The sequence below is a fragment of the Ruegeria sp. HKCCE4148 genome (genome assembly GCF_017872495.1).
Classification (GTDB): Bacteria; Pseudomonadota; Alphaproteobacteria; order Rhodobacterales; family Rhodobacteraceae; genus Ruegeria.
Genome location: NZ_JAEDOS010000014.1, coordinates 1 through 20,156 on the forward strand (window position 1 = coordinate 1; position 20,156 = coordinate 20,156).

A 20,156-nucleotide genomic window follows, 5' to 3' on the forward strand; every position below is an offset into this window, starting at 1 on the left:
TCGTCAGCGGGTCGTCAGCGGTCTCGTAAGCTGTCCCTTCAACGGTCGGTCTAGCGGTCAAAATGCCCGTCGCAGAGCTTAGCGAATGCCCCCGAAACCGCCCCAGTTTCTCGGGCTAGTTGGAAAAGTTGATAGGTTTCATCGGTCGGCAAGGATTCCTACCACCCCAGCCACCACCACTTAAGCCATTGATATAATGCATATTTTTGCACTTCATCGCGTAGTTTCGGGCACTTTCTGAGGTATAAATATACCCCAGACCGACAGATCTGCGATATCCTGCCCGTTTGCCTCGAAAGTCTGGAATCGCCATTTCCGCGGTAGCAGTTTGGGCACATGTGATGGAGATAGCATCGCCCCTCATCGGCTAACAAATGCGACACGGGGCGCTCAACGCCCAAGTATCCGTTGGCCGGATACTGATTAAAATAACCGATTGATTATGAGAAGAATTACAGCGCCTCGAAGACTTGTCGCTGCTCTGTCCAGATCGGAGAGAAGGCATGTCGTTTGAGCCAGTCGGATGTCATGCCGACGGATTGCCGGCCTTCGCGAACGGCTCTGATCACGTCCGGCGCCAGGAACGCCAGTTCAATCAACTGCTGAACCCGGCGTTTTGAGACACCTTCGGTTTCCGCGATCTCAGCAAAGGTTTTGCCCGATCGGACCAGATCAAAATACCGATGCGCGCGAGCGATGTTGCGCAGTAAAGTTGCATCAATCTCCGGCTGCGCGTCACCAATGATCAGTTTGGTTTCGACACCCCGCTTGCGATGCTGAAACGCTGAGGTGATGGTCAGCAGGTCTTCCACAATGCGCGTCGCATCCAAATTAAGATGATCTGCGAGATGCGCTCCTGACAGGGTGATGCGCATTTCGCCGGGCGCGATATCGATGCGGTCGACCAGTTTAAGGCAGTGGCGTATTGCATCCTTGACTGCGGCAGCGTCGCTTTCAAAAAGTTCGGACAGGCGTGCTCCGATCCCAGCGGTTTCATCTGCGGTCGCGTCACACAAGATATCCATTCCACCCGATTGGTAAACCAGAAAAGCTTCGAACTGAGCACCTAAAGCACCTGCGGACCCCGACACTGATCTGCCAGGGAACGCGCGACCAGTTCGGCTCGATGGATGAAGTCAGCCAGTATGAGCTTTCCTCGGCAATCCAGATGAGTTGGTTTGAAGACGGAGATCATGACCTCAAACCACGCAAACGCGTTTCAGGTTTCACGCATGCTGATCACATCAAGTCCATGGGCGCAGCTGTTTCAGCATGGGTCGACGATCTTGCTATCTAGAAAACAGCGCGCGCATCGGCTCTGCAGGGCCTGATTGGACCTACTGCAGCACACACAACCAGAATTTAACATAACGGCCCTTACCGGGTTTCTGGAGGCGGCCCCACGGTAAGGATTCTTCCATTGCTCCAAACAAGGGCTTCATAGCAGACCTCAGCGCCGGCACCGCCACACCAGCCACCATCCCGACCGATAAGCAACATGCGGTCAGGACCCCATTCGATCAGCCGCCACCCGGTCGCTTGCCATGCGTGAACGGTACCTTCCACGATCAGATAAAGCATGCAGCCACCGGTGCCGCAGTAGAGTGAAGCTGCCGACGAACACGCGTAATCAGATTCGTCGACAAGCTCGGCCTGGACGGTGTCGAACTGCGAACGGAGCTCTATTTTAGTTACAGCATCGCCCGCGTCAAATTCTCCATTTTCGAGTGACTGGCAGTCGGCAGCCGCCCGATCGATAAGTCTCTGAGAGTCTGGAGACACTGCGTATGCTGGGAATACGCCCAGAAGGATCGGGAATAGAGTGACAACCAGTGCCCGCATAAATCCGCCTTTCCGAAGAACTGATAAACTCGGTCCTACTATGGCGGTAAGCGACAACTAGTCCAAGCGCGTCGTAGGAGTCGAATAAGATGCACTGTGCCCAAGCCTTGTTGCACCTCGCTGACAAGCGAATAATCAGGCTAGTAAAACCTTGGGGTCCGTCAATCCATTTGCCTTAGCCGGGCTGCCATTTCCGAGAAGCCCCGCCTCTCCGCGTGTTGCAGCGGTGTCACGCCATCGCGATCGGCAAGTGTCCGATCGGCCCCGGCCTGGAGTAGTGCATCGAGCACATCTTGATGGTTTGCTCCTCCATCGCCCAGAACCACGCTTTCCATTACAGCCGTCCAGTGCAGATTATTTATGTGATCGAGCGGTGCCCCTGCCGCTATCAGTCGGCGAACAATTTCCACATGACCGAGGTGCGCTGCCGCAATAAGCGCTGTACCGTCATAAGGGCTGGTTACCAGTCCTGGATCATTTCCCAATTTAATCGCGAGCAACAAAAGCTCAGGATCATTAGCGACTGCCGCGATGGTAACCACGTCATAGGCGCGTCCCTCCAGTGCATTCATGTCTGCGCCTGCTTCAGCCAAGGCGATCAGAGCTTCATCTTCAGACGCAAAAGCTGCCACGTGCACCGGTGTTCGCCCCTTTGGGTCGCGAGCGTTGACGTCAGCCCCGCTCGACGCCAGCCGCCGGATCTCAGCGACATCGCCGTCATGCGCTGCTCTGAAGAGCCCATCGTATCCGGAGACTTCACGAGCGTCCGGGGGCGTTTGTGCTATTGCCGACTGGACGAGTCCAATCAGACAAGCGATGGCGACGAGGTGGTGCATACTTTGGATCTTCATCTCGCCTCCTCCTGGATCAAAGCAACGTCTGGTCTTGGCTCGAGCGACCGATAAAACGGCCAGCCGAATGTTGCTCGGTACGTCAGGAAGATACCGAAAAAGCAATGCGGAGGCGATTCAGCTTCACCTTTGCAGATCAGAAGTGCCGGCTTAAGCGCTGCGCAACAACTCCACAAACCAAACTACGAACAGCAATGCGGAGACGTCTGCTTTTTGTTTTCGATAGTAAAGATAACCAAAGAATATGAGCGGACACTCTTTAGCCAGAGGTCAGATCTTTGGATTGCTCCAGCTCCACACTACGGATCCCGATTTTCCCCATATGACGCGCAATTTTCTGAGCCAGTATCTGTTTGCTCAGTTCCGCAACGGCCGCTGGCAGGCCCCGCAACTCCTCTTTCCTAGCAACAACCGTCAATGTTCGTGACAACCCTGAAACTGGCAGTTCTTGCAGTTGCAGGCTCATGTTTTCCACGAGACCATCGATCAATAGTGTCGGTGTCAAAAGGCTAAATCCCTGTCCTGTCGAAACACAGGAGGTCACCATACTGGAGCGATCTGCTTGTATGACTGTGTCGGGCTCAAACCGCAGTCGACGCAGATGCTGGGCAATCTGCCGTCCCGCATTTGTCGTATCCCCAAAACGGACCAACGGAAGCCTTGTCTGGATAGCTTCCAGGCTTTCGGTCGGGCCGTCGTATTTTTCAGGGAGGACCAAAAGGTATCTCTCAGTCAGAAGATGATGACGCTCCAATCCGTCCATGTCTAAAAATGGGTTCGACGTAATCGCCAAATCCGCCTGTTTGGTGCGCAGCAGATGCTCATGATTACCGCTTTGCCCGGCATGCAGAGTGATGTCTTCGACGTTGAACACCCGTTGTGCAAGATCGATCAATGATGGCGTCAGGGTTGTCGCAATGGAGGCTTGGATACCCACCCTCAGCAGCGTCAGTGATTGTTCGCCAACATGCCGCAATTCGGTTTCCATATCGGACAGTGCATCCAGTATCTTCTGCGCTTTGCCATGCAGTCGCGCACCAGCATATGTTAGCTGAGCAGGTCGCGTACTGCGATCGAGCAGAGCCGTGCCAAACGCTCGCTCCAACGCGGTAATGTGTTGGGATGCTGCGGGCTGTGAGAGACCGAGCAGTTTCGCACCGGCTCGCATTTGACCTGTTTCTGCCACGGCAACGAAAACCTCTAACGAGCGCATGAGGCTCGGCGAAATCTTGTGGCGATCGAGCATGACTCATCCTTAGTATAAGAATTTCTGATACTATTTGGTTTTTCTTGGGTTCCGTCAATCGCTGCGGCACCCTGGGTATATGTCACACCCTCGTACATCTCGTCGCCGCAAAGCTGCTGCCAAACGCACGCAAGATGCGGTTCGTGCGCCTTTCATTCTTCGCAAGCTTTCGACTTTCAATGTACTCAGCGACGCCGGGCTGGAACAGATCGAGTCAAATGCGGATACCATCCTTGCCGAAACCGGGATGGAGTTTCAGGACGACCCCGAAATCCTCCAGATTTTCGCGAATGCAGGTTGTGATGTGGATGGCACCCGAATTCGGTTTCCTTCGGGTTTCTGCCGCAGGACGATTACCGCCACCGCGCCGGGCCGGTTCACGCAGCACGCCCGCAACCCCAAGAACAATGTGCAGCTTGGCGGGGATGCAACGGTTCTGTGCCCGTCCTGGGGGCCGCCTTTCGTACATGATCTGGATCGCGGTCGGCGCTATGCGAATTACAAAGACTTCACCGATTTGGTTAAGTTGCACCACACTCTGCCATGGCTGCATCATTCGGGCGGCGTAGTTTGTGAACCCGTCGATCTGCCCGCGAACAAGCGTCATCTGGATATGCTCTACGCCCACATCAGGAACTCTGACCGCGCGTTCATGGGCGCCTTTATCGGGGCCGAGCGTGCGGGCCACGCCATCGACATGGCGCGGATCGTTTTTGGCGACGAATTCGTGGCCGAGAACCCGGTGCTCTATTGCGTTTCTAACACAAACGCGCCTTTGGTGATGGACAGCCATATGTCCGGCGCCCTGAAAACCTATGCGCGCGCAGGCCAGCCCGTTGCCTGCACACCCTGGGTGCTGACAGGGGCGATGTCGCCCGCGACGGTCGCCGGGACACTCGCGCAAGTGCTGGCCGAAACCATGGCGACGATGACGCTGACCCAATTAGTGAACCCTGGGGCGCCCTGTCTGATGGGCAGCTTTGCATCGACCATGTCGATGAAGTCCGGCGCGCCGACCTTTGGAACGCCAGAGGCAGGGTTGATGGTTTTGGCCGCCGGACAACTTGCACGCAGGTTGGGGGTGCCCCTGCACACGGTGGGCACTCTCAGCTCGTCCAAACTTCCCGACGCACAAAGCCAGCAAGAGGCTGCCTGGGGCCTGATGATGTCGATGTTTGCCGGTGCCAATCTGATCAACCATGCAACTGGCTGGCTCGAAGGGGGATTGGTAACTTCGTTTGAGAAAACCGTGATTGATCATGATCTTTGCGGCAAGATCGGGCGCTTTTTTGATGGGATCGACATGAGCGAGAATGCTCAGGCGATGGAGGCGATAGCAAGCACTGGACCAGGGCAGCACTTCCTTGGGTCGAAACATACGCAAGCCAATTTCATGACCGCGCTTTTTCGGCCGTGGACACCTGATGACAATTCGTTCGAACAATGGCACGCAGCTGGTGAACAGGATGCCGCCGCGCGGGCCAACGTTATCTGGAAAGAACGATTAGCGGGGTATGAAGACCCCGGTCTTGAACCCGATATAGACGCGGCCCTGAAAGACTACATCGCAGCCCGTAAGGCCGAGAAACTAGACCAGGACTATTTCTGATGTGCCTGACTTTCTGCAATATCGCGCATCCGCTCATAGAACGGCACGTGATGCGCAGCAGCGTCGGTATAAGGCTCACCCAGCCGGTCAAGTTCCCCTTGGAAGTCGATGGCTTCAGGCGCTTTGATCGCACCGCTTTGGAGCACTTCGGTGTGCCAGCTTTGAACCGAGCCCCATCCATCAGGCACAACGTCGTTCCAGGTGAACGCGTGGTCCAGGAACGCAAGCCCGGCATACGCCCAGTAGCGGCGCAACGTTGTCTGCGGTTTCGTCCGCAACTGATCTGCAGTGATCACCAACGGGTTTTGTCCCAACTCGGTCAATGCGTTGTAAAGTCGGTATTGCGCCTCATGCCCCAACTCCAATCGCGTAAATTTCGGGTCGCGTTTGGCATAAGACAGCGCTGCTTCGATAGGGTCACGTACCAGAAAAGCATGGGTCATTTCGCCCGCAAACCCTGCGTCGCGCGGCAACCGGTCCGCTACGTAATAAGCCATATCCTTAAAAAAAACCGGGGCGCTCTCTGCCGCCTCGCGGATCATCGCCCGGATATCATCATAGGTAACAGGATGTCCCGGCTCCGGCGAAAAGCCCGGAAAAAGCCTATCTGTTGTGGTCAGGTAATGGTGATACATGAACGGTTCGTGCAGGACCGACAGATCGCCACGCTCGCGCATGATCCGTTCAAACGCCGTCGAAACCGAGCGCGGGTGGCACCGCAAAGCATGTATCATCACCCGTTTAGCCTAATGACGACTGTAAGCTTGCGTCAACGGAGGCTTGTATGAGCCGCATTCTGATCATCGGCGGCGGAGCGATCGGTCTCAGCGTGGCTTATCATCTTGCAAAACGCGGCGCTCAGGACGTGACTCTGCTGGAACGCAACCAGCTTACGTCGGGCACCTCTTGGCATGCGGCCGGGATTGTAGGGCCCCTGCGCGCAACGCCCAATATGACCACGCTCGCCTCGGCGGCGCTGGAGGTCTTTCCCGCGCTGGAAGCTGAAACCGGCATGTCCACCGGATATCGACGCACCGGGGGATATTGGCTGGCGCGCGAAGCGGCGCGCATGGACGAACTTCACCGGATTGCTGACCTCGGCGCGACGCAAGGGCTGACGCCAGCGGTAATTGCTGCAGGCGACATACCCATGCCCCTGCTCGATCTTTCAGAGCATGTCGGAGCTTTGCACGTGCCCGAAGACGCCAATGTGAACCCCGTGGACCTCTGTATGGCCTATGCCCGTGCCGCAAAGGCCTTCGGCGTGACCATCCGCGAAGGCGCAGAGGTGAAAAGTCTGATGACAAAAAACGGGACAGCAAAGGGCGTGGCGCTTGCAGACGGCACCACCCTGAATGCCGAAAAGGTGGTAATCGCCACTGGAGCCTGGTCGCGAGAGCTGGCTGCAACAGCCGGGGTTGCCCTGCCGCTTCAAGCGGTTGAGCACATGTATGTCGTGACAGAACCCATCCCCGATCTACCAGACCCATTCCCCGTAATCCGCGATCTGGATCGTGGCATCTACATCAAGGGCGATGCGGGAAAACTCGTGATTGGCGGTTTCGAACCGCACGCCAAATGCTGGAACCCTTACGGTCCGGAAGGCAACCGGCCTTTCCTTGAAATGGCTGAAGACTGGGATCAGTTTGCCCCTTTCATGGAGGCCGCGTTGGATCTGTGTCCGGCGCTGGAGCACGTGGGCATTCAGCATTTCATGAACGGCCCTGAGAGCTTTACCGCCGATACGAAACCGCTTGTCGGGAAAACAGTTGTCGATGGGCTGTTCGTCGCCGCTGGAATGAACTCAGTGGGGGTCATGTCGTCCGCTGGGATTGGCCGTGCCTTGGCCGATTGGATGGTCGATGGCCACCCACCGATGAACATGTGGGAGGTCGATGTCGCTCGGGTTGATCCACTTACGGCTGCGCCCGACCACATGGAGTTAAGGATGGAGGAGGCGGTTGCGGACCTTTTCGCACTGCACTGGCCCTACAAACAACCAAAGGCGGGGCGCGGGATGCGCCAGTCGGCGCTACACAACCGATGGGCCGCACTTGGAGCTCAGTTTGGGCAAACCGCTGGTTGGGAGCGTGGGTTTTGGTATGGTGAGGCGCAACCCTACTCGGTTGGAACGCAGGGGTGGTGGCCAATTGCCCAGGACGAAGCCGCGGTTATGGCCAATGGCACGGCCCTGATCGACCTCAGCCCCTTTACCGAGATCGACATCAACGGGACCGGTGCTCTTGAGGCTTTGAACCAGCTTTGTACGGCGGATATGGACGTCGAGGCTGGCCGGGCTGTTTACACCCAAATCTTGAACGACCGTGGCGGGATCGAGATGGACGTGACGGTCTCGCGTCTCAGAGACACCCATTTTCACATCACCTCTGGTGCCGCGACCCGCGCGCGCGACCTCGCCTTCCTGCGCCGCAGTTTACCCGATGAGGTGATATTAACGGATGTGACCGAGGATTTTTGCACACTTGGTGTCATGGGCGCGGGCAGTGTCGCGGTGCTTCAGCAGCTGGACGCCGGTTTCCCATGGGCAAACGCGCCGATTGGACAGGTGCGCGAATTGATGATCGAAGGCCAGCGCGCGCGCGCCACACGCGTCAGCTTTGTCGGCGAATATGGCTGGGAATTAACGCTTCCCAACGGCGTGACTTCACCGGTTTTCGACGCGCTCATCGCCGCAGGCGCAGCGCCTCTGGGTCATTATGCGCTCGATGGGTGCCGGATCGAAAAGGGCTTCAAACACTGGGGCCATGACATTGGTCCGACGGTCACACCCTTGGAAGCAGGACTCGGCTTTACCATTGACTGGAGCAAGGACTTCGTGGGCAAAGACGCTTTGCTCGAGCAGAAAGAACAGGGCGTCCGCAAACGTCTGATCCTGATGCAGGTCGAAGGCGACGCGTTGATGCTGCATGACGAGCCCGTCTTTGAAGGTGGTCAGCATGTCGGGTTCACAACCTCCGGCGCGCGTGGACCGCGCACCGGGCTGAACCTGTGCTTTGCATTGGTGTCCACAGACCCGGGTGAGACGAAAGCTCAGAGCTGCGCACGATGCTTTGCGGTGAAGGTCGCAGGCAAAGACTACGCTGCCACGCCGTTGCAGCGTCCGCCCTTTGACCCAAAAAACGAAAGGATGCGTGGAAAATGAGCGCTGTGACCAAGGCCCAGGTTGTCATTATCGGCGGCGGCGCGATGGGCGTCTCGCTGATGTATCATCTGGTCAAGGAGGGTTGGTCAGATGTGCTGCTCTTAGAGAAAAACGACCTGACCCATGGCTCGACTTGGCACGCGGCGGGGCTTTGCACCCATTTCGCCCACAATCCGACAATTCAGGAACTGCGCGCCACGTCCGTGCGGCTCTATCGCGAAATTCTGCCACAAGAAACGGGCCGAGATTGTGGGTTTCATACCTCCGGCGCAATGCGGATCACTCGGAACCCAGATCGGATGGACGAGTTCCGTCACGTCGCGGGCCTGTCGGATTTCACTGGCTACCCTCTTGAGGTTCTGACGCCGGAGCGCATCGCCGAGCTTCACCCGCTTGCGCGGCTCGATGGTTTGATCGGCGGGATCTACGAGCCAGATGATGGCCACGTGGACCCGTCGCTGGCGACCCAGGCCATGGCCGAGGTCGCCCGCAGAGGTGGCGCGCAGATATGGCGCAACTGCCCTGTCCTGTCGATCCGGCACGAAGGCGTATGGTTGATCGACACGCCCAAAGGCACGGTTGAGGCGGTGCATGTCGTTAATGCGGCTGGCACATGGGGCTGGGAGATCGGGGCGATGATGGGGCTTAACATTCCGTCGGTTCCCGTTTTGCATCAATACCTGGTCACCGACACCGTGGGCGCCGTGGCGGAGCGCATGGCAGCAGGCCTTCCCGAATTGCCAATCATCCGCGACCCAGAGGAAAGCTGGTATGTCCGGCAAGAACGCGATGGGCTGATCCTTGGCCCCTACGAGAAAGAGGCGCAGGTCTGGTCCGTGGACGGCGTCCCGCCCGAGTTTGGCGCGGACCTGATGCCGCCTGATATTGACCGGGTAGAGCATATCATCGAGGCCGCTATGGCGCGTATCCCGGCGTTGGAAACGGGCGGCGTCAAATCCGTGATCAACGGACCGATCACTTTTACGCCGGATGCCAATCCTCTGATTGGCCCTGCTCATGGGCTGCAGAATGCCTGGTTGCTGACCGGCTCGTCCATGGGCGTGATGGAGGGCGGTGGCGCAGGCTGGTTCCTGGCCCATTGGATGACACATGGTGCCCCACCCATGGATGCGCTGGCGGTAGACAGCCGTCGCTTCGGGTCCTGGGCAGATCGCGATTACCGCGTTGCCAAAGCCATCGAATGCTTCGGCCTGCAATTTGGGGTGCATTACCCGCACGAGGAGCGCCCTGCGGGGCGCGGCCTGCGCCTGTCGCCTTTGCATAACCTGATGGTAGATCGCGGCGCTGTGATGGGCGCAGCACATGGCTGGGAGCGTCCGAACTGGTTTGCTGATACGCCCGGCGCTGAAGCCGGCGAGACGTTCCGTCGTGCCAATTGGTTCGAACCCGTTGCGCGCGAGGTCGATGCAGCCTCAACGCGGATCGCCTTGGCTGATTTATCGGTCTTTTCGAAGTTCGACGTAACTGGCCAAAACGTAACGGAATTTCTGGAGAAACTCGGTGGCAATCGTACCCCCAAAACTGGTCGCATTGGACTGACTCATGCGCTGACCCCGTCGGGTGGGGTACTTTCGGAATTCACAGTCTCGCGGCTAAGCGAAACCCATGCCTATCTCACTTCCGCCGCCGCTGCAGAAGAGATTGATTTCGACCTGCTCAGGCAGGTGGCGTCCGGCTTTGACGTCACCATTCAGAATTGCACCGAAGAAATTGCCGTTATTGGCCTCATGGGGCCAAGATCGCCGGACGCTTTGCCAGAGCTTGCGGATTTGCCTTGGCTGTCTGTGGCTCAGACCGAGATCCAAGGCACCCCGCTGCGCGCTCTTCGCGTGTCCTATATCGGTGAATGCGGGTGGGAATTGCACGTCCCGCGCGATCAAGCGGTCCGTTTGTTTGCGACCATGGAGGAACGCGCCAAACCTTATGGGCTCGGGTTCTATGGCGCCTATGCCGCAAACGCAATGCGACTGGAAAAGGGCTATCGCAGCTGGGGCAGCGACCTGACGACGGAACGCAGCCCGCTGGAGGTAGGTCTTGCGCCCTTCGTCCGCAAAGATCTGCGCGACGCCCTGCCTGAGGAATGGGACATGGTTCTGCTGGAGATTGAGGCGGGCGAAGTCGATCCGTTCTATGCCCACACTCTTTGGCAGGAAGCGACCCCGGTCGGGATTGTCACATCCGGCGCCCACGGCCACCGCACCGGTAAGGTGCTCGCTCTGGCGTATTTGCGTGACTCAAATGCGCGCGAGAACTTGACCGTTTCTATCCTTGGCCAACGCAGGCAGGCCACCATTCTGCCTCGCCCACCGTATGACCCTGACAACACCCGTATGAAAGCCGGAGTCGCCAAATGACCGAACATCCCCTTCACACTGATTGGAACTTTGACAGCACCGCCGCGCGGCGCGACCAGTACTACGCCGCATCGTTGACCCGTTTCACACCTTTCCGCGAACCCATCGTTTTCCAAAAGGGACGTGGTCAATACCTATGGGACACAGAAGGACGGAAATACACCGACCTTCTGGGCATGAACGTCTGCATCTCAGTCGGACATTCGCATCCCCGGGTTGTCGCCGCAGCGATGGAACAGGCGCAGGAGCTCACACATTGTACGACCATGTTCTATCACCCGACACCTGCGCATTTGGCCGAGGAACTAGCCGCGACGATGCCCAAGGGTCACGACTGGGTAGTGCATCTGACCAATTCGGGCTCCGAGGCCATTGATCTTGCCATGACAATGGCGCGAACCTTCACCGGTAATCTTGATCTGCTTGCTTTGCGCACAGCTTATCATGGGCCAACCGCCGCCGCGCAGTCGGTCACGGGCATCTCTGGATGGCGGCACCCCGGCATGCCCGGCAACGTCGCCTTTGTTGCCGATCCGAACCAGTATCGCGGCATCTTTGGCCCAGGCACTGCACCTTATCTGGATGAGATCACCCACACGATCAACGCCGCCACCTCGGGTCAGGTGGCCGGGATCCTTGTCGAAAGCGTTCAAGGATATGGAGGTATACATCAGATGCCGCCGGGCTATATGTCGGGCGCGGCGGAGCGGGTTCGCGCGGCTGGCGGGCTCTACATCGCAGACGAGGTTCAGTCCGGTTTTGGTCGTACTGGTGATCACTTCTGGGGTTTTGAGGCGGACGACGTCGTACCCGACATCATTGTTATGGCTAAAGGTCTGGGGAATGGCTTCCCCATTGGCGCGGTAGTCGCCAAGAAACATGTAGCCGAGCCAATGGCTGAGAAGTTCATGTTCCACACCTATGGTGCAAACCCAACATCAGCCGCGGCCGCGCGCGCTGTTCTAGCTGTCATGCGCGACGAGGGCCTGCAGGAAAACGCCAAGACAGTTGGCGCAAAGCTGTTGGAACGTTTGAGTGATCTAAAAGACAAGTATAAGACCATCGGCGATGTGCGGGGTCACGGTTTGATGCTGGCCTTGGAATTTGTAAGAGACCGCGATAGCAAATCGCCTGACAAGGCCATGACGACAGAGGTATTTGAGGCCTGCCGTGCGCAGGGAATTATCCTGTCGAAATCCGGACCATTCCAGCAATGCCTCCGCATGGTGCCGCCACTTTGCCTGTCGATGGAGGATGTGAACCGAGTCACAACGAGTCTTGATCAAGCGTTAAGTGATACGGCGACGTAGGAAACAGGAATAACCGATGTCATCTACCGGCTCTCGTGCATTCGGCTCAGATATACTCGTCGCCCACGTCTTGGCGGACGGGATGCTATCGTAGAACTGATTGGATATACTCGCCGGCTTCCTTGCAGACGGGTCACTATTCACAATAAAGCCGGATGACGCTACCACTTTTGAAGATTTGGGTTTCGCCAAACTTAAAATTTAACATAATGGCGCTTTTTATATAGGACAGGCCGCCGCCCTGGTTCTCGAACAGGCGTGCTGAGCCCTGCTACCTCTCAGCACGCCTGCAGATTTCGCAACCACATGATCGGTTGCGCAGTCGGCGAAAACTCGGCCGACCTGGTGGGCTCCGAACGGGTTCGCCGCCATCCCCACCCCCGCGCTCGATCCGACCCGCCGTCCGGCGTCTCCTGCGGTCCCCGCGCTTATCGGGTCCGGGTCCCCTTCAGTTCTGATTACTTCGCCTATTGCGCCTCGGGTGGCGGGGTGGAAGCCATCTCGGTGATAGCTTGGAATTCCGCGAGAAATTCCGGTCGGTGCTGCATGAGGTACCGGACGATACGGGCGTTCTGGAGCAGCTTTCCCAAATACCCTTTTACGACAGTCAGCTGCAGATGATCCTTCCCATAAGAGTCCTGAATCGAGGTGATACCTTCCTGCAGTCGGGCCAGTTCCTCTTCCATGCGCTCCATAGCCTCGGGAGTAATTCCCTTCTTCTTAGGCTTTTTCGTGTCCACCAACTGAGCCTGAGGCGTTCCCACAAGGATTGCCGAGATGTATGCCGGAGTGTAGTTGTTCACGTTGATCATCAGCTCGGCCGCCTCGATCTGGCGCACTGCCTTCATCTTGCGCAGTGTCTCGAACACAGCCGTCGCGCAGTGTTTGTCCTTCAGAAGGCCCACTGCCTCTTCGCAGATACCGTCCAGCAACCTTGCCTTGCGCACAATGCTGCGAGGATTGAGATCCAGCGCAAGGGCGATCTTTTCCTCGGAGACCCCGCGCTCGATAGCCTTGCGGATCATCTTATGCTCCTGGATCGGTGCAAGTCGGCTGATCCGCTTATTGTAGGTGAAAGCCTCGTCGTCCGTGGAAATTAGGCATTCGACCCGCTTTATGCCGAGTTCTTTCAGCACCTCGATCCGGATGTGTCCATCGAGCAGCATGTAGGTATCATGCTCACCCATAGATCGCGTGACCACCGGCGGTTCGACCAAGCCAACCTCTTTGATCGACGCGGTGATCTGGCGGTACTTGCGGCTGGATTTGACCGATGCGCTTAACGCCTTAACGGGCAAGACAGCCTCTACCGGTAAAGTAACGCAATCACTCTCAAAACCGAGAGCAACCGCGCCCGGGGTTTTGCGCTTGCCTCGGCTCATTCGGCCGCTCCTGCGTCCAGCGATTGACTGAGATATGTGGGCAGGGTGTCCAACCCTTCCGCGCGCAGAAGCGTCACGAAGTGATCATCATCGCGCAACGCACGAAACGCCTCCACGACGAACATCAGGCGGCCCTGCGTCAGCTCGGCCTTTTTAATAAGTATCTTCTGGCGCTCCGCTTCCTGTTGATAAGCACGAACGAGCGCGTCGCTTGTCAGACGCCGTTTGGCGCCGTCGCTTCGGCCATAGCGGTTTCTATGAAGGTGCGGGCCCCGTACATCACGTTGCTGGATGAGACGGCGCACAGCGGCCAGCTTCTTTCCGCGCAGTTTCTTCTGGGTGTAGGCGTCCATTAGAGCCCGTTGACCGCCCTCGGCATCTGTCTTCGAAATGTCGATGGCGAGATTCAGCGGCAGAAGTCCAGTTTCCACAGCTGAGACCAGTCGTTCTTCTCCACGTTCCAGAAGCCCCGCGATCATGCCGACGTAATCCGAGGTGACACCTATCTTGTTTGCGATCTGGCGGTCGTTGTATCCGCGCTTCCGAAGATTGCCGATCTCGCGCATCAGGTCGATCGGGTTGTGCTGGCGGCGCGCACAGTTCTCCACGAGACTCATGACAAGACAGTCGCTCTCATCGGCTTCGATAATGATAGCAGGGATAACATCCTGTTTAAGCTCCATGAACGCCTCGAGCCGACCCTGTCCACAGACGAGATCATATTCCGCAGGTTCTGCTCCGGCGCGTAGCGCCACGGTAATCGGTCGTTTCAGACCAATCTTTGCTATGTTTTCCACCATTTCTTCAAAGGTGCGTCGGTTGCGTACACGGGGATTGAGAATGCGAATTCGGTCAATGGGGATAAGCGTGACGTGCTTTTGGGCAATAACGTGAGCGTTGTCGGTCATCAGGCGGCCTCCGTGATCTGGACCCGGCCAGCGAGCGCGTAGAAATAATCCAACGTGTCAAAGCGATAGGCATCGAGCGATAGTCCGTTTTGTTCGGCCAACCGAAGTCTGGCCATGGTCATGTCGATGCTCGGCAACAGGTAGTAATCCCGCGGTAATTCGTTCAATTCATCCATCCTCACGGCAATCGTAATGTCGGGAACGAGGCCAGTATCAAGACGAATTCGCCATCGCAGGGACCCGCCCTGAGTTTCAAAGCAGCGGGAAAGCACCACCGATGCAGTGAATTCATCGTTGATGCGGATCAAGCCTGTGTTCGGATCCTGCACGGCCATTCCGCCACCCATTGCGACACCTTCAACGATCTGCGCTACAATCCCCGGATGAGCCTGCCGCAAGGCCCTGTTGACCTCGATGTAGCGATAATCGCGCTCCGGCTCGTAACCTATCATCTGGTAGGCGCGCAGCAGACTGCCAAACCGGCTACGGAATGTGCTGGACGACGGCAGGTTGTCCTGTTCATCGATGATCAGTCCGGACAAAACGCCTTTCTTTTGCAGAACACTGCGCAGAGCTTCGAGCAATTCTTCGTCCGTGAAATGCTGACTGCGCGCGTCAACGATTTCGCGTGCACGCAGGAACAGCACTTCATCCACAATAGCCGGATAGACACCCTCAGCGCGAATCCACATCTCCCGGGGATTCACAACGCGGCGCTGCTTCAACTTGAAGGACACCTTATTGTAAACGTTGTTGCCGATGTATTTTTCGTTGGTCAGGATCTGGTGCACCGATGCCCGGGACCATGGTCGCTCAAGATCTGTCCGATGCCCTTCGGCATTCAGGGTTTCCGCAATCTCACGCTCCGATTGGCCATCCTCGACAAACATCCGGTACATGCGTCGCACGAGGTCCTGTTCGTGACGAGGGCCCAGCACAAGAGTAACACGGTCGGTCTGAAGGCTCTTCTGTTCGCCGCGGGATAATTCACCCTTCGGATTGCCCTGTTCGTCGATGAGCAACCGACGCAGGCCGTATCCGGCCGCACCGCCCTGGCGATAGCCAAGCTCGACCAGCCTGCACTGCCCGGCGAACACTTTCACAGAAAGCTCACGGCTGTACTCGCCCGCCATCACCCGCTTGACAGTTTTCAGCAGGTTTGAACCGATACTGCCGTCGTTTTCAAACTGCTCGCCGCAATAGTGAACACGGATCCCCGCGCGGGAGCAAACATGCTCGTGATACGCCCCTTCATCAGCATCCTGAAACCGACCCCAGCGACTAACGTCATAGACCAGAATGGCCTTGAAATCCGCGTGACCGGTTCGGACCTCTGCCATCAGGTTCTGCAAAGCCTCGCGACCGTCCAACCGCAACCCGGATCGACCGGAGTCCTCAAAAACGCGCAAGATCTGCAGGCCCCGTGCTGTGGCGTAGTTCCGTATGATGTCCAGCTGGTTTTCGGTAGAATATTTCTGGTGGTCGGTCGACATCCGTATATAGGCGACAGCCGGCACGTCGGATTCGGGCAGCTCGTTACTATTGTTAGAATGCGGCGCCCATCGACCTTTCACAAACCATCTCCTTACTATTCGGTCAAATCTATCGCTACCGTCAGAATCAACGGCTGAATTCTTCGCATTCATTTAAAGCGAAGGAGTGTGGAATGTCGTTTCCGAAAAAGGGCAAGTTCTTTCCAAAGGAAAATAAATATAATGAAGTTGGGAGGCAACAGACGAGTGGCTGCTTTGCCGATGAAGTCGCCTCGGCACTGAAGCGGTCGCTTGGCGACAGCCGGGCTGGTGTGAAGACCGTGGCGGTTTGGACGGGAGCCAATGAGAAGACTGTAAAGAACTGGTTCTCGGGAAACTATGCCCGAGCGGAACCCATTTAATCTCATTGGCGCGGCACTCTGATGAAGTACTGGGGACTTTTCTGGCGATGGCAGGCCGCGATGATCTGATGGTGGCAGTCAAGCTCGCTGTGGCAGAGGAGGCTATATTGGATCTGCTTGATGCAGTGCGCCAACTTGGCGTCGACGATAAATTTGACCAGGATAACTGATGTGAGGGGCTAATCGGGGCGCAGCTGCCGACAACAGCGTGAAACATTCTCCCTTCTTCAAATCAGACGCCATTTGCTTCATTCGAATTAGTTGTTCGCGTCCCTGTTCCTTGGAAAAATTTCGCTAATAGCTACTTATATTTTCCCTGTTACCAGTCTTAGGGAAATCGTACCCAACCCTTTGTTTTATCAGAAGTAATCTAGGTGCTAAGCCCCAAAAATCGGTGAAGTCGCTAGTTTTCCCTGTATTTTCCCTGTTAACAGGGAAACTTGTGCAGACTAGCTAGCTGCAAACTGCAAGCACAGCCATCATCATCGTGGTCGCCGTCCTGCTTCAGGAAGGGCGATTTGAAGAGATCTTTGTCATGGCGAAAGAGCGCCTCGGCAGAGGGAGGAGGCTCTAACCTCAGATCTTGGCGGACCAAGGTTAGAGCAATCAGAACGCGGGAATTTGGAGAAACCCGCATCATGACTAAGGAGTAGACTATGAAAAGAAGAGTATTTGGCAAGGGCCTGATGGCCGCCACCGCGCTCGTAACCTCGTTTTCGGCCTCGATGGTACTTGCGGCTGACAACTATGTGATCGGTTTTTCGCAGGTAACCACAGTTGAGCCCTGGCGTGTCCAATTCAACAAGGATCTGCGTGCCGAAGCGGACCAGCACGACAATGTCGAGCTGATCATTGCGGACGCCAACGACCGCACCGAAAAGCAGGTGGCCGATGTTGAGAACTTTATCCGTCAGGAAGTTGACGCGATCCTGATCTCGCCCAAGGAATCCGCTGGTCTGACCGGTGTGGTCGAGCAGGCAACAGACGCTGGCATCCCTGTCTTTGTTCTGGACCGCAACGTGGACACCGAAAAGTTCGTTCAATGGGTCGGCGGCGACAACGAACTGATCGGCCGCGAAGCCGGTAAGTTTGCGCTGGACCAGCTGGGCGGTGCGGGTGCAGCAAAAGGCACCATCATTGAGATCTGGGGAGGCCTGGGAACACAAGCTGCCCATGACCGCGCAAATGGTTTCCATGAGGCGTTTGAAGGCGAAGAAGGCGTGACCTTCCTGCTTGATCAGCAGTCGGGCGATTGGAAACAGGATCAGGCGTACGACATCATGTCGACCGCCCTCCGCAACTACGAAGACATCACAATGGTTTACGGCCACAACGATCCGATGGCTTATGGTGCATATCTGGCCGCCAAGGACGCTGGCCGCGCGGATGACATCATCTTCATCGGTGTTGACGCTTTGCCAGGTGAAGGCGTGACCTGGGTCGCCAATGGCGAACTGTCGGCCACATTCCTGTATCCAACTCCCGGTGCCGAAGGTCTTCGTCAGGCACTGAAACACCTGAAAGGCGAAGAGGTGCCAAAGTCGGTCGTCATGGGCACCGAGGCAATCACTGCCGATAACGCAGGAGAAATCCTGAAGAAAAACGGCCTGTAAGGACCAATCAGGCCGGTTTCCTTTCTCCTCCCTGTCGGGGTGGCCGGTCGGACACGCAGGGGCTTGCGCCCCTGCTGTCTTTTTTGAGAAAGCTTCGAAAAAAGGTGCCGCGAATGTCCGAGCAAAAAACGAAACTCCAAAAGTACTCGGCTCCCGCTTTGGAGAAGGGATTGGATATTCTTGAGTTTCTTTCTTTGTCGGACACTGCCCCTACCCTTTCTCAGCTTGCGCAGGGTATTGGCCGATCGAAGAACGAAATCTTTCGCATGATGATCGTGCTGGAGGAACGCGGGTACATCGACCGCCAGGAAGGTGACCTGTTCAAACTAACTGGAAAGCTTGCTTTGCTGGGTGGAGACCGCACAGACAACAGCAAACTCGCGGAATTGGCTGAGCCCTATATGAACCGTTTGGCCGAAGAGATCGAACTGTCAAACCACCTTTGGGTGCCCAATGGAAAAGACGAGCTGATTGTGATCAACAGTGTCTCATCGTCCCAGAACTACGGTGTCACGGTGCAAGTCGGTTACACAACGCCCGTGTTTCAGACATCGGCCGGGGCGTGTTTTCTTTCGGAAATTTCCTCACGCGAAGATCGCTTAGCCTATCTTCGCAAAATTTCATCGGAGGAAAACCCAGACTCTCTGCAAGAGTTTTCTGATCAAGCGGCAGTCTGCGCCGATCAGAACTACATTTCGCTCGGCAGCCCCGAGAGCAACGCCATAAGCGAGATTTCGACACCTATCCGTCATGGTATGGGACAATCCGTGATCGCTTCACTGACGATTCCGCATTTCGCTTCCGCCCTGATCGACAACCGCCGCGAATTTGTCATTGATGCGCTAAAAACGACGGCGGCTCAATTGCAAGCCAGCGTAGCGACCCGAATGCCCCTGCCCCGCACGCCTTGGTATCAATTCACCTGAAAATCTGCAGATGAAACCATCCGGCCCGCCCAAAAGACAGGCCGGACAGCGTGAGTGGTGGTACTTAGTCGTACAGAACGGCCGAGATCTTCGGGTCGTCAATGTTCGAGGCATCGTAGTAGTAGAAGCCTGTGTCGATCAGACCTGAAACCTCTTCCCCGTTCAGAGCCGCCACCGCTGCCTTCACCGTCTCGTAGCCGATGCCGACCGGGTTTTGCGTGATCGCGCCGGCCATCAGACCGCTCTTGATTGCGTCTTTCTGGGCTTTACCGCTGTCATAGCCGATGATGATCAAACCCTCGGTGCCCAGTTCCTGAACGCCGTTCACAACACCGATGGCCGAACCTTCGTTGGTGCCGAAGATGCCATTCAGATCAGGGTTCGCCGTCAGGATCGCCTTGGTGACTTCGGTCGATTTCAGGTGGTCGCCCTGGCCGTACTGAACCGTGACAACTTCGATATCCGGGTATTTCTCGGCCATTCGGTTCACGAAGCCGTCGCGACGATCGATGCCGGTGCGGCTGGTCTGGTCATGCGCGACAACTGCGACTTTGCCCTTGCCACCAATTTTCTCTGCCATCTTGTCGGCTGCGAGTCCGGCTGCTGCCAGGTTGTCCGTTGTCGCGGTTGAAAGCGGAATGTCACTGTCAACGCCGCTGTCGAAAGCAATGATCGGAATGCCCTTTTCGTTGGCCTGCTTCAAAAGCGGGATTGCAGCTTGGCTATCCAGAGCGGCAAAACCAATGGCTTTGGGGTTGTTGGCCAGAGCGGCAGCCAGCATGTCGATCTGACGGTCCACCATGGTCTCATTGTCCGGGCCTTCGAACGTGATGGTGACATCAAATTCGTCAGCCGCCTGCTCCGCACCCGACTTCACGGCCTGCCAGAACTGATGCTGGAAGCCTTTGGATACCAGCGGGATGTAGATCTCTTCGGCCGCCGCCATCGAGGCGGGTCCTGCCAGGGTGGCTGCACTCAGCGCACCCAGAATGAAACGACGTGATAACATGTTTTCTCCTCCAGTTGGTCGTTTTGGT

17 protein-coding genes are annotated in these 20,156 nt (G+C 56.8%); 8 read left to right on the top strand and 9 right to left on the bottom strand.

Annotated elements, in window-relative coordinates:
* Positions 1–452: 452 nt before the first annotated feature.
* The gene (locus tag I9187_RS20485) at positions 453–1,091 is read right to left on the bottom strand and encodes a hypothetical protein (protein WP_209509454.1); all 639 of its coding nucleotides are present in this window, start codon (positions 1,089–1,091) and stop codon (positions 453–455) included.
* Between I9187_RS20485 and I9187_RS22235 the strand changes: the two genes are divergently transcribed.
* Positions 974–1,297, top strand: coding sequence for an alpha/beta family hydrolase (locus tag I9187_RS22235; RefSeq protein WP_348540165.1), 324 nt, complete (start codon positions 974–976; stop codon positions 1,295–1,297). The genes I9187_RS20485 and I9187_RS22235 overlap by 118 nt on opposite strands.
* Before the next feature lie 80 nt (positions 1,298–1,377).
* On the opposite strand, the gene I9187_RS20490 is transcribed toward I9187_RS22235, so the two are convergent.
* From I9187_RS20490 to I9187_RS20500, 3 genes are all read right to left on the bottom strand, one after another.
* Positions 1,378–1,581: a hypothetical protein gene (locus tag I9187_RS20490; RefSeq protein WP_209940316.1), complete on the bottom strand. Its 204-nt coding sequence runs from the start codon at positions 1,579–1,581 to the stop codon at positions 1,378–1,380.
* A gap of 422 nt (positions 1,582–2,003) precedes the next feature.
* Positions 2,004–2,693, bottom strand: coding sequence for an ankyrin repeat domain-containing protein (locus I9187_RS20495; protein WP_245223340.1), 690 nt, complete (start codon positions 2,691–2,693; stop codon positions 2,004–2,006).
* A gap of 259 nt (positions 2,694–2,952) precedes the next feature.
* Positions 2,953–3,939 carry a LysR family transcriptional regulator gene (locus tag I9187_RS20500; RefSeq protein ID WP_209509456.1) on the bottom strand — a complete coding sequence of 329 codons (987 nt, stop codon included), beginning with the start codon at positions 3,937–3,939 and terminating at the stop codon, positions 2,953–2,955.
* A gap of 79 nt (positions 3,940–4,018) precedes the next feature.
* Here I9187_RS20500 and I9187_RS20505 point away from each other — a divergent pair, with 79 nt between their 5' ends.
* Positions 4,019–5,548, top strand: a complete 1,530-nt coding sequence (locus I9187_RS20505; RefSeq protein WP_171175716.1) for a trimethylamine methyltransferase family protein — start codon at positions 4,019–4,021, stop codon at positions 5,546–5,548.
* On the opposite strand, the gene I9187_RS20510 is transcribed toward I9187_RS20505, so the two are convergent.
* On the bottom strand, positions 5,539–6,282 hold the full coding sequence (locus I9187_RS20510; protein WP_171175718.1) for a hypothetical protein: 744 nt from the start codon (positions 6,280–6,282) through the stop codon (positions 5,539–5,541). The two genes, I9187_RS20505 and I9187_RS20510, sit on opposite strands and share 10 nt — an antisense overlap.
* Positions 6,283–6,332: 50 nt before the next feature.
* Between I9187_RS20510 and I9187_RS20515 the strand changes: the two genes are divergently transcribed.
* Genes I9187_RS20515 through I9187_RS20525 form a run of 3 tightly spaced genes read left to right on the top strand, consistent with a single transcriptional unit; the run spans position 6,333 to position 12,396 of the window.
* Positions 6,333–8,711, top strand: a complete 2,379-nt coding sequence (locus tag I9187_RS20515) for an FAD-dependent oxidoreductase (protein WP_171722357.1) — start codon at positions 6,333–6,335, stop codon at positions 8,709–8,711.
* Positions 8,708–11,086: an FAD-dependent oxidoreductase gene (locus tag I9187_RS20520; protein WP_216601862.1), complete on the top strand. Its 2,379-nt coding sequence runs from the start codon at positions 8,708–8,710 to the stop codon at positions 11,084–11,086. The genes I9187_RS20515 and I9187_RS20520 overlap by 4 nt, the downstream gene beginning before the upstream one ends.
* On the top strand, positions 11,083–12,396 hold the full coding sequence (locus I9187_RS20525; RefSeq protein ID WP_171175722.1) for an aspartate aminotransferase family protein: 1,314 nt from the start codon (positions 11,083–11,085) through the stop codon (positions 12,394–12,396). The genes I9187_RS20520 and I9187_RS20525 overlap by 4 nt, the downstream gene beginning before the upstream one ends.
* A gap of 467 nt (positions 12,397–12,863) precedes the next feature.
* On the opposite strand, the gene I9187_RS20530 is transcribed toward I9187_RS20525, so the two are convergent.
* From I9187_RS20530 to I9187_RS20540, 3 genes are read right to left on the bottom strand one after another with little or no spacing between them, the layout of a single operon-like run.
* The gene (locus I9187_RS20530; protein WP_171175724.1) at positions 12,864–13,778 is read right to left on the bottom strand and encodes a plasmid partitioning protein RepB C-terminal domain-containing protein; all 915 of its coding nucleotides are present in this window, start codon (positions 13,776–13,778) and stop codon (positions 12,864–12,866) included.
* Positions 13,775–14,686 (bottom strand): plasmid partitioning protein RepB C-terminal domain-containing protein, encoded by a 912-nt coding sequence (locus I9187_RS20535; RefSeq protein WP_171175727.1) that lies wholly within the window; start codon positions 14,684–14,686, stop codon positions 13,775–13,777. The genes I9187_RS20530 and I9187_RS20535 overlap by 4 nt, the downstream gene beginning before the upstream one ends.
* Positions 14,686–16,260 (bottom strand): recombinase family protein, encoded by a 1,575-nt coding sequence (locus I9187_RS20540; RefSeq protein WP_348540167.1) that lies wholly within the window; start codon positions 16,258–16,260, stop codon positions 14,686–14,688. The genes I9187_RS20535 and I9187_RS20540 overlap by 1 nt, the downstream gene beginning before the upstream one ends.
* A 92-nt stretch (positions 16,261–16,352) precedes the next feature.
* Here I9187_RS20540 and I9187_RS22030 point away from each other — a divergent pair, with 92 nt between their 5' ends.
* From I9187_RS22030 to I9187_RS20555, 3 genes are all read left to right on the top strand, one after another.
* The gene (locus I9187_RS22030) at positions 16,353–16,580 is read left to right on the top strand and encodes a hypothetical protein (RefSeq protein WP_245223341.1); all 228 of its coding nucleotides are present in this window, start codon (positions 16,353–16,355) and stop codon (positions 16,578–16,580) included.
* A gap of 656 nt (positions 16,581–17,236) precedes the next feature.
* A complete protein-coding gene (locus tag I9187_RS20550) occupies positions 17,237–18,193 on the top strand; it encodes a substrate-binding domain-containing protein (RefSeq protein WP_171175737.1) in 957 nt (318 codons plus the stop codon).
* A gap of 113 nt (positions 18,194–18,306) precedes the next feature.
* The gene (locus I9187_RS20555) at positions 18,307–19,119 is read left to right on the top strand and encodes a helix-turn-helix domain-containing protein (protein WP_171722360.1); all 813 of its coding nucleotides are present in this window, start codon (positions 18,307–18,309) and stop codon (positions 19,117–19,119) included.
* 64 nt (positions 19,120–19,183) lie between these two features.
* On the opposite strand, the gene I9187_RS20560 is transcribed toward I9187_RS20555, so the two are convergent.
* A complete protein-coding gene (locus I9187_RS20560; RefSeq protein ID WP_209509458.1) occupies positions 19,184–20,128 on the bottom strand; it encodes an ABC transporter substrate-binding protein in 945 nt (314 codons plus the stop codon).
* Between the last annotated feature and the right edge of the window lie 28 nt (positions 20,129–20,156).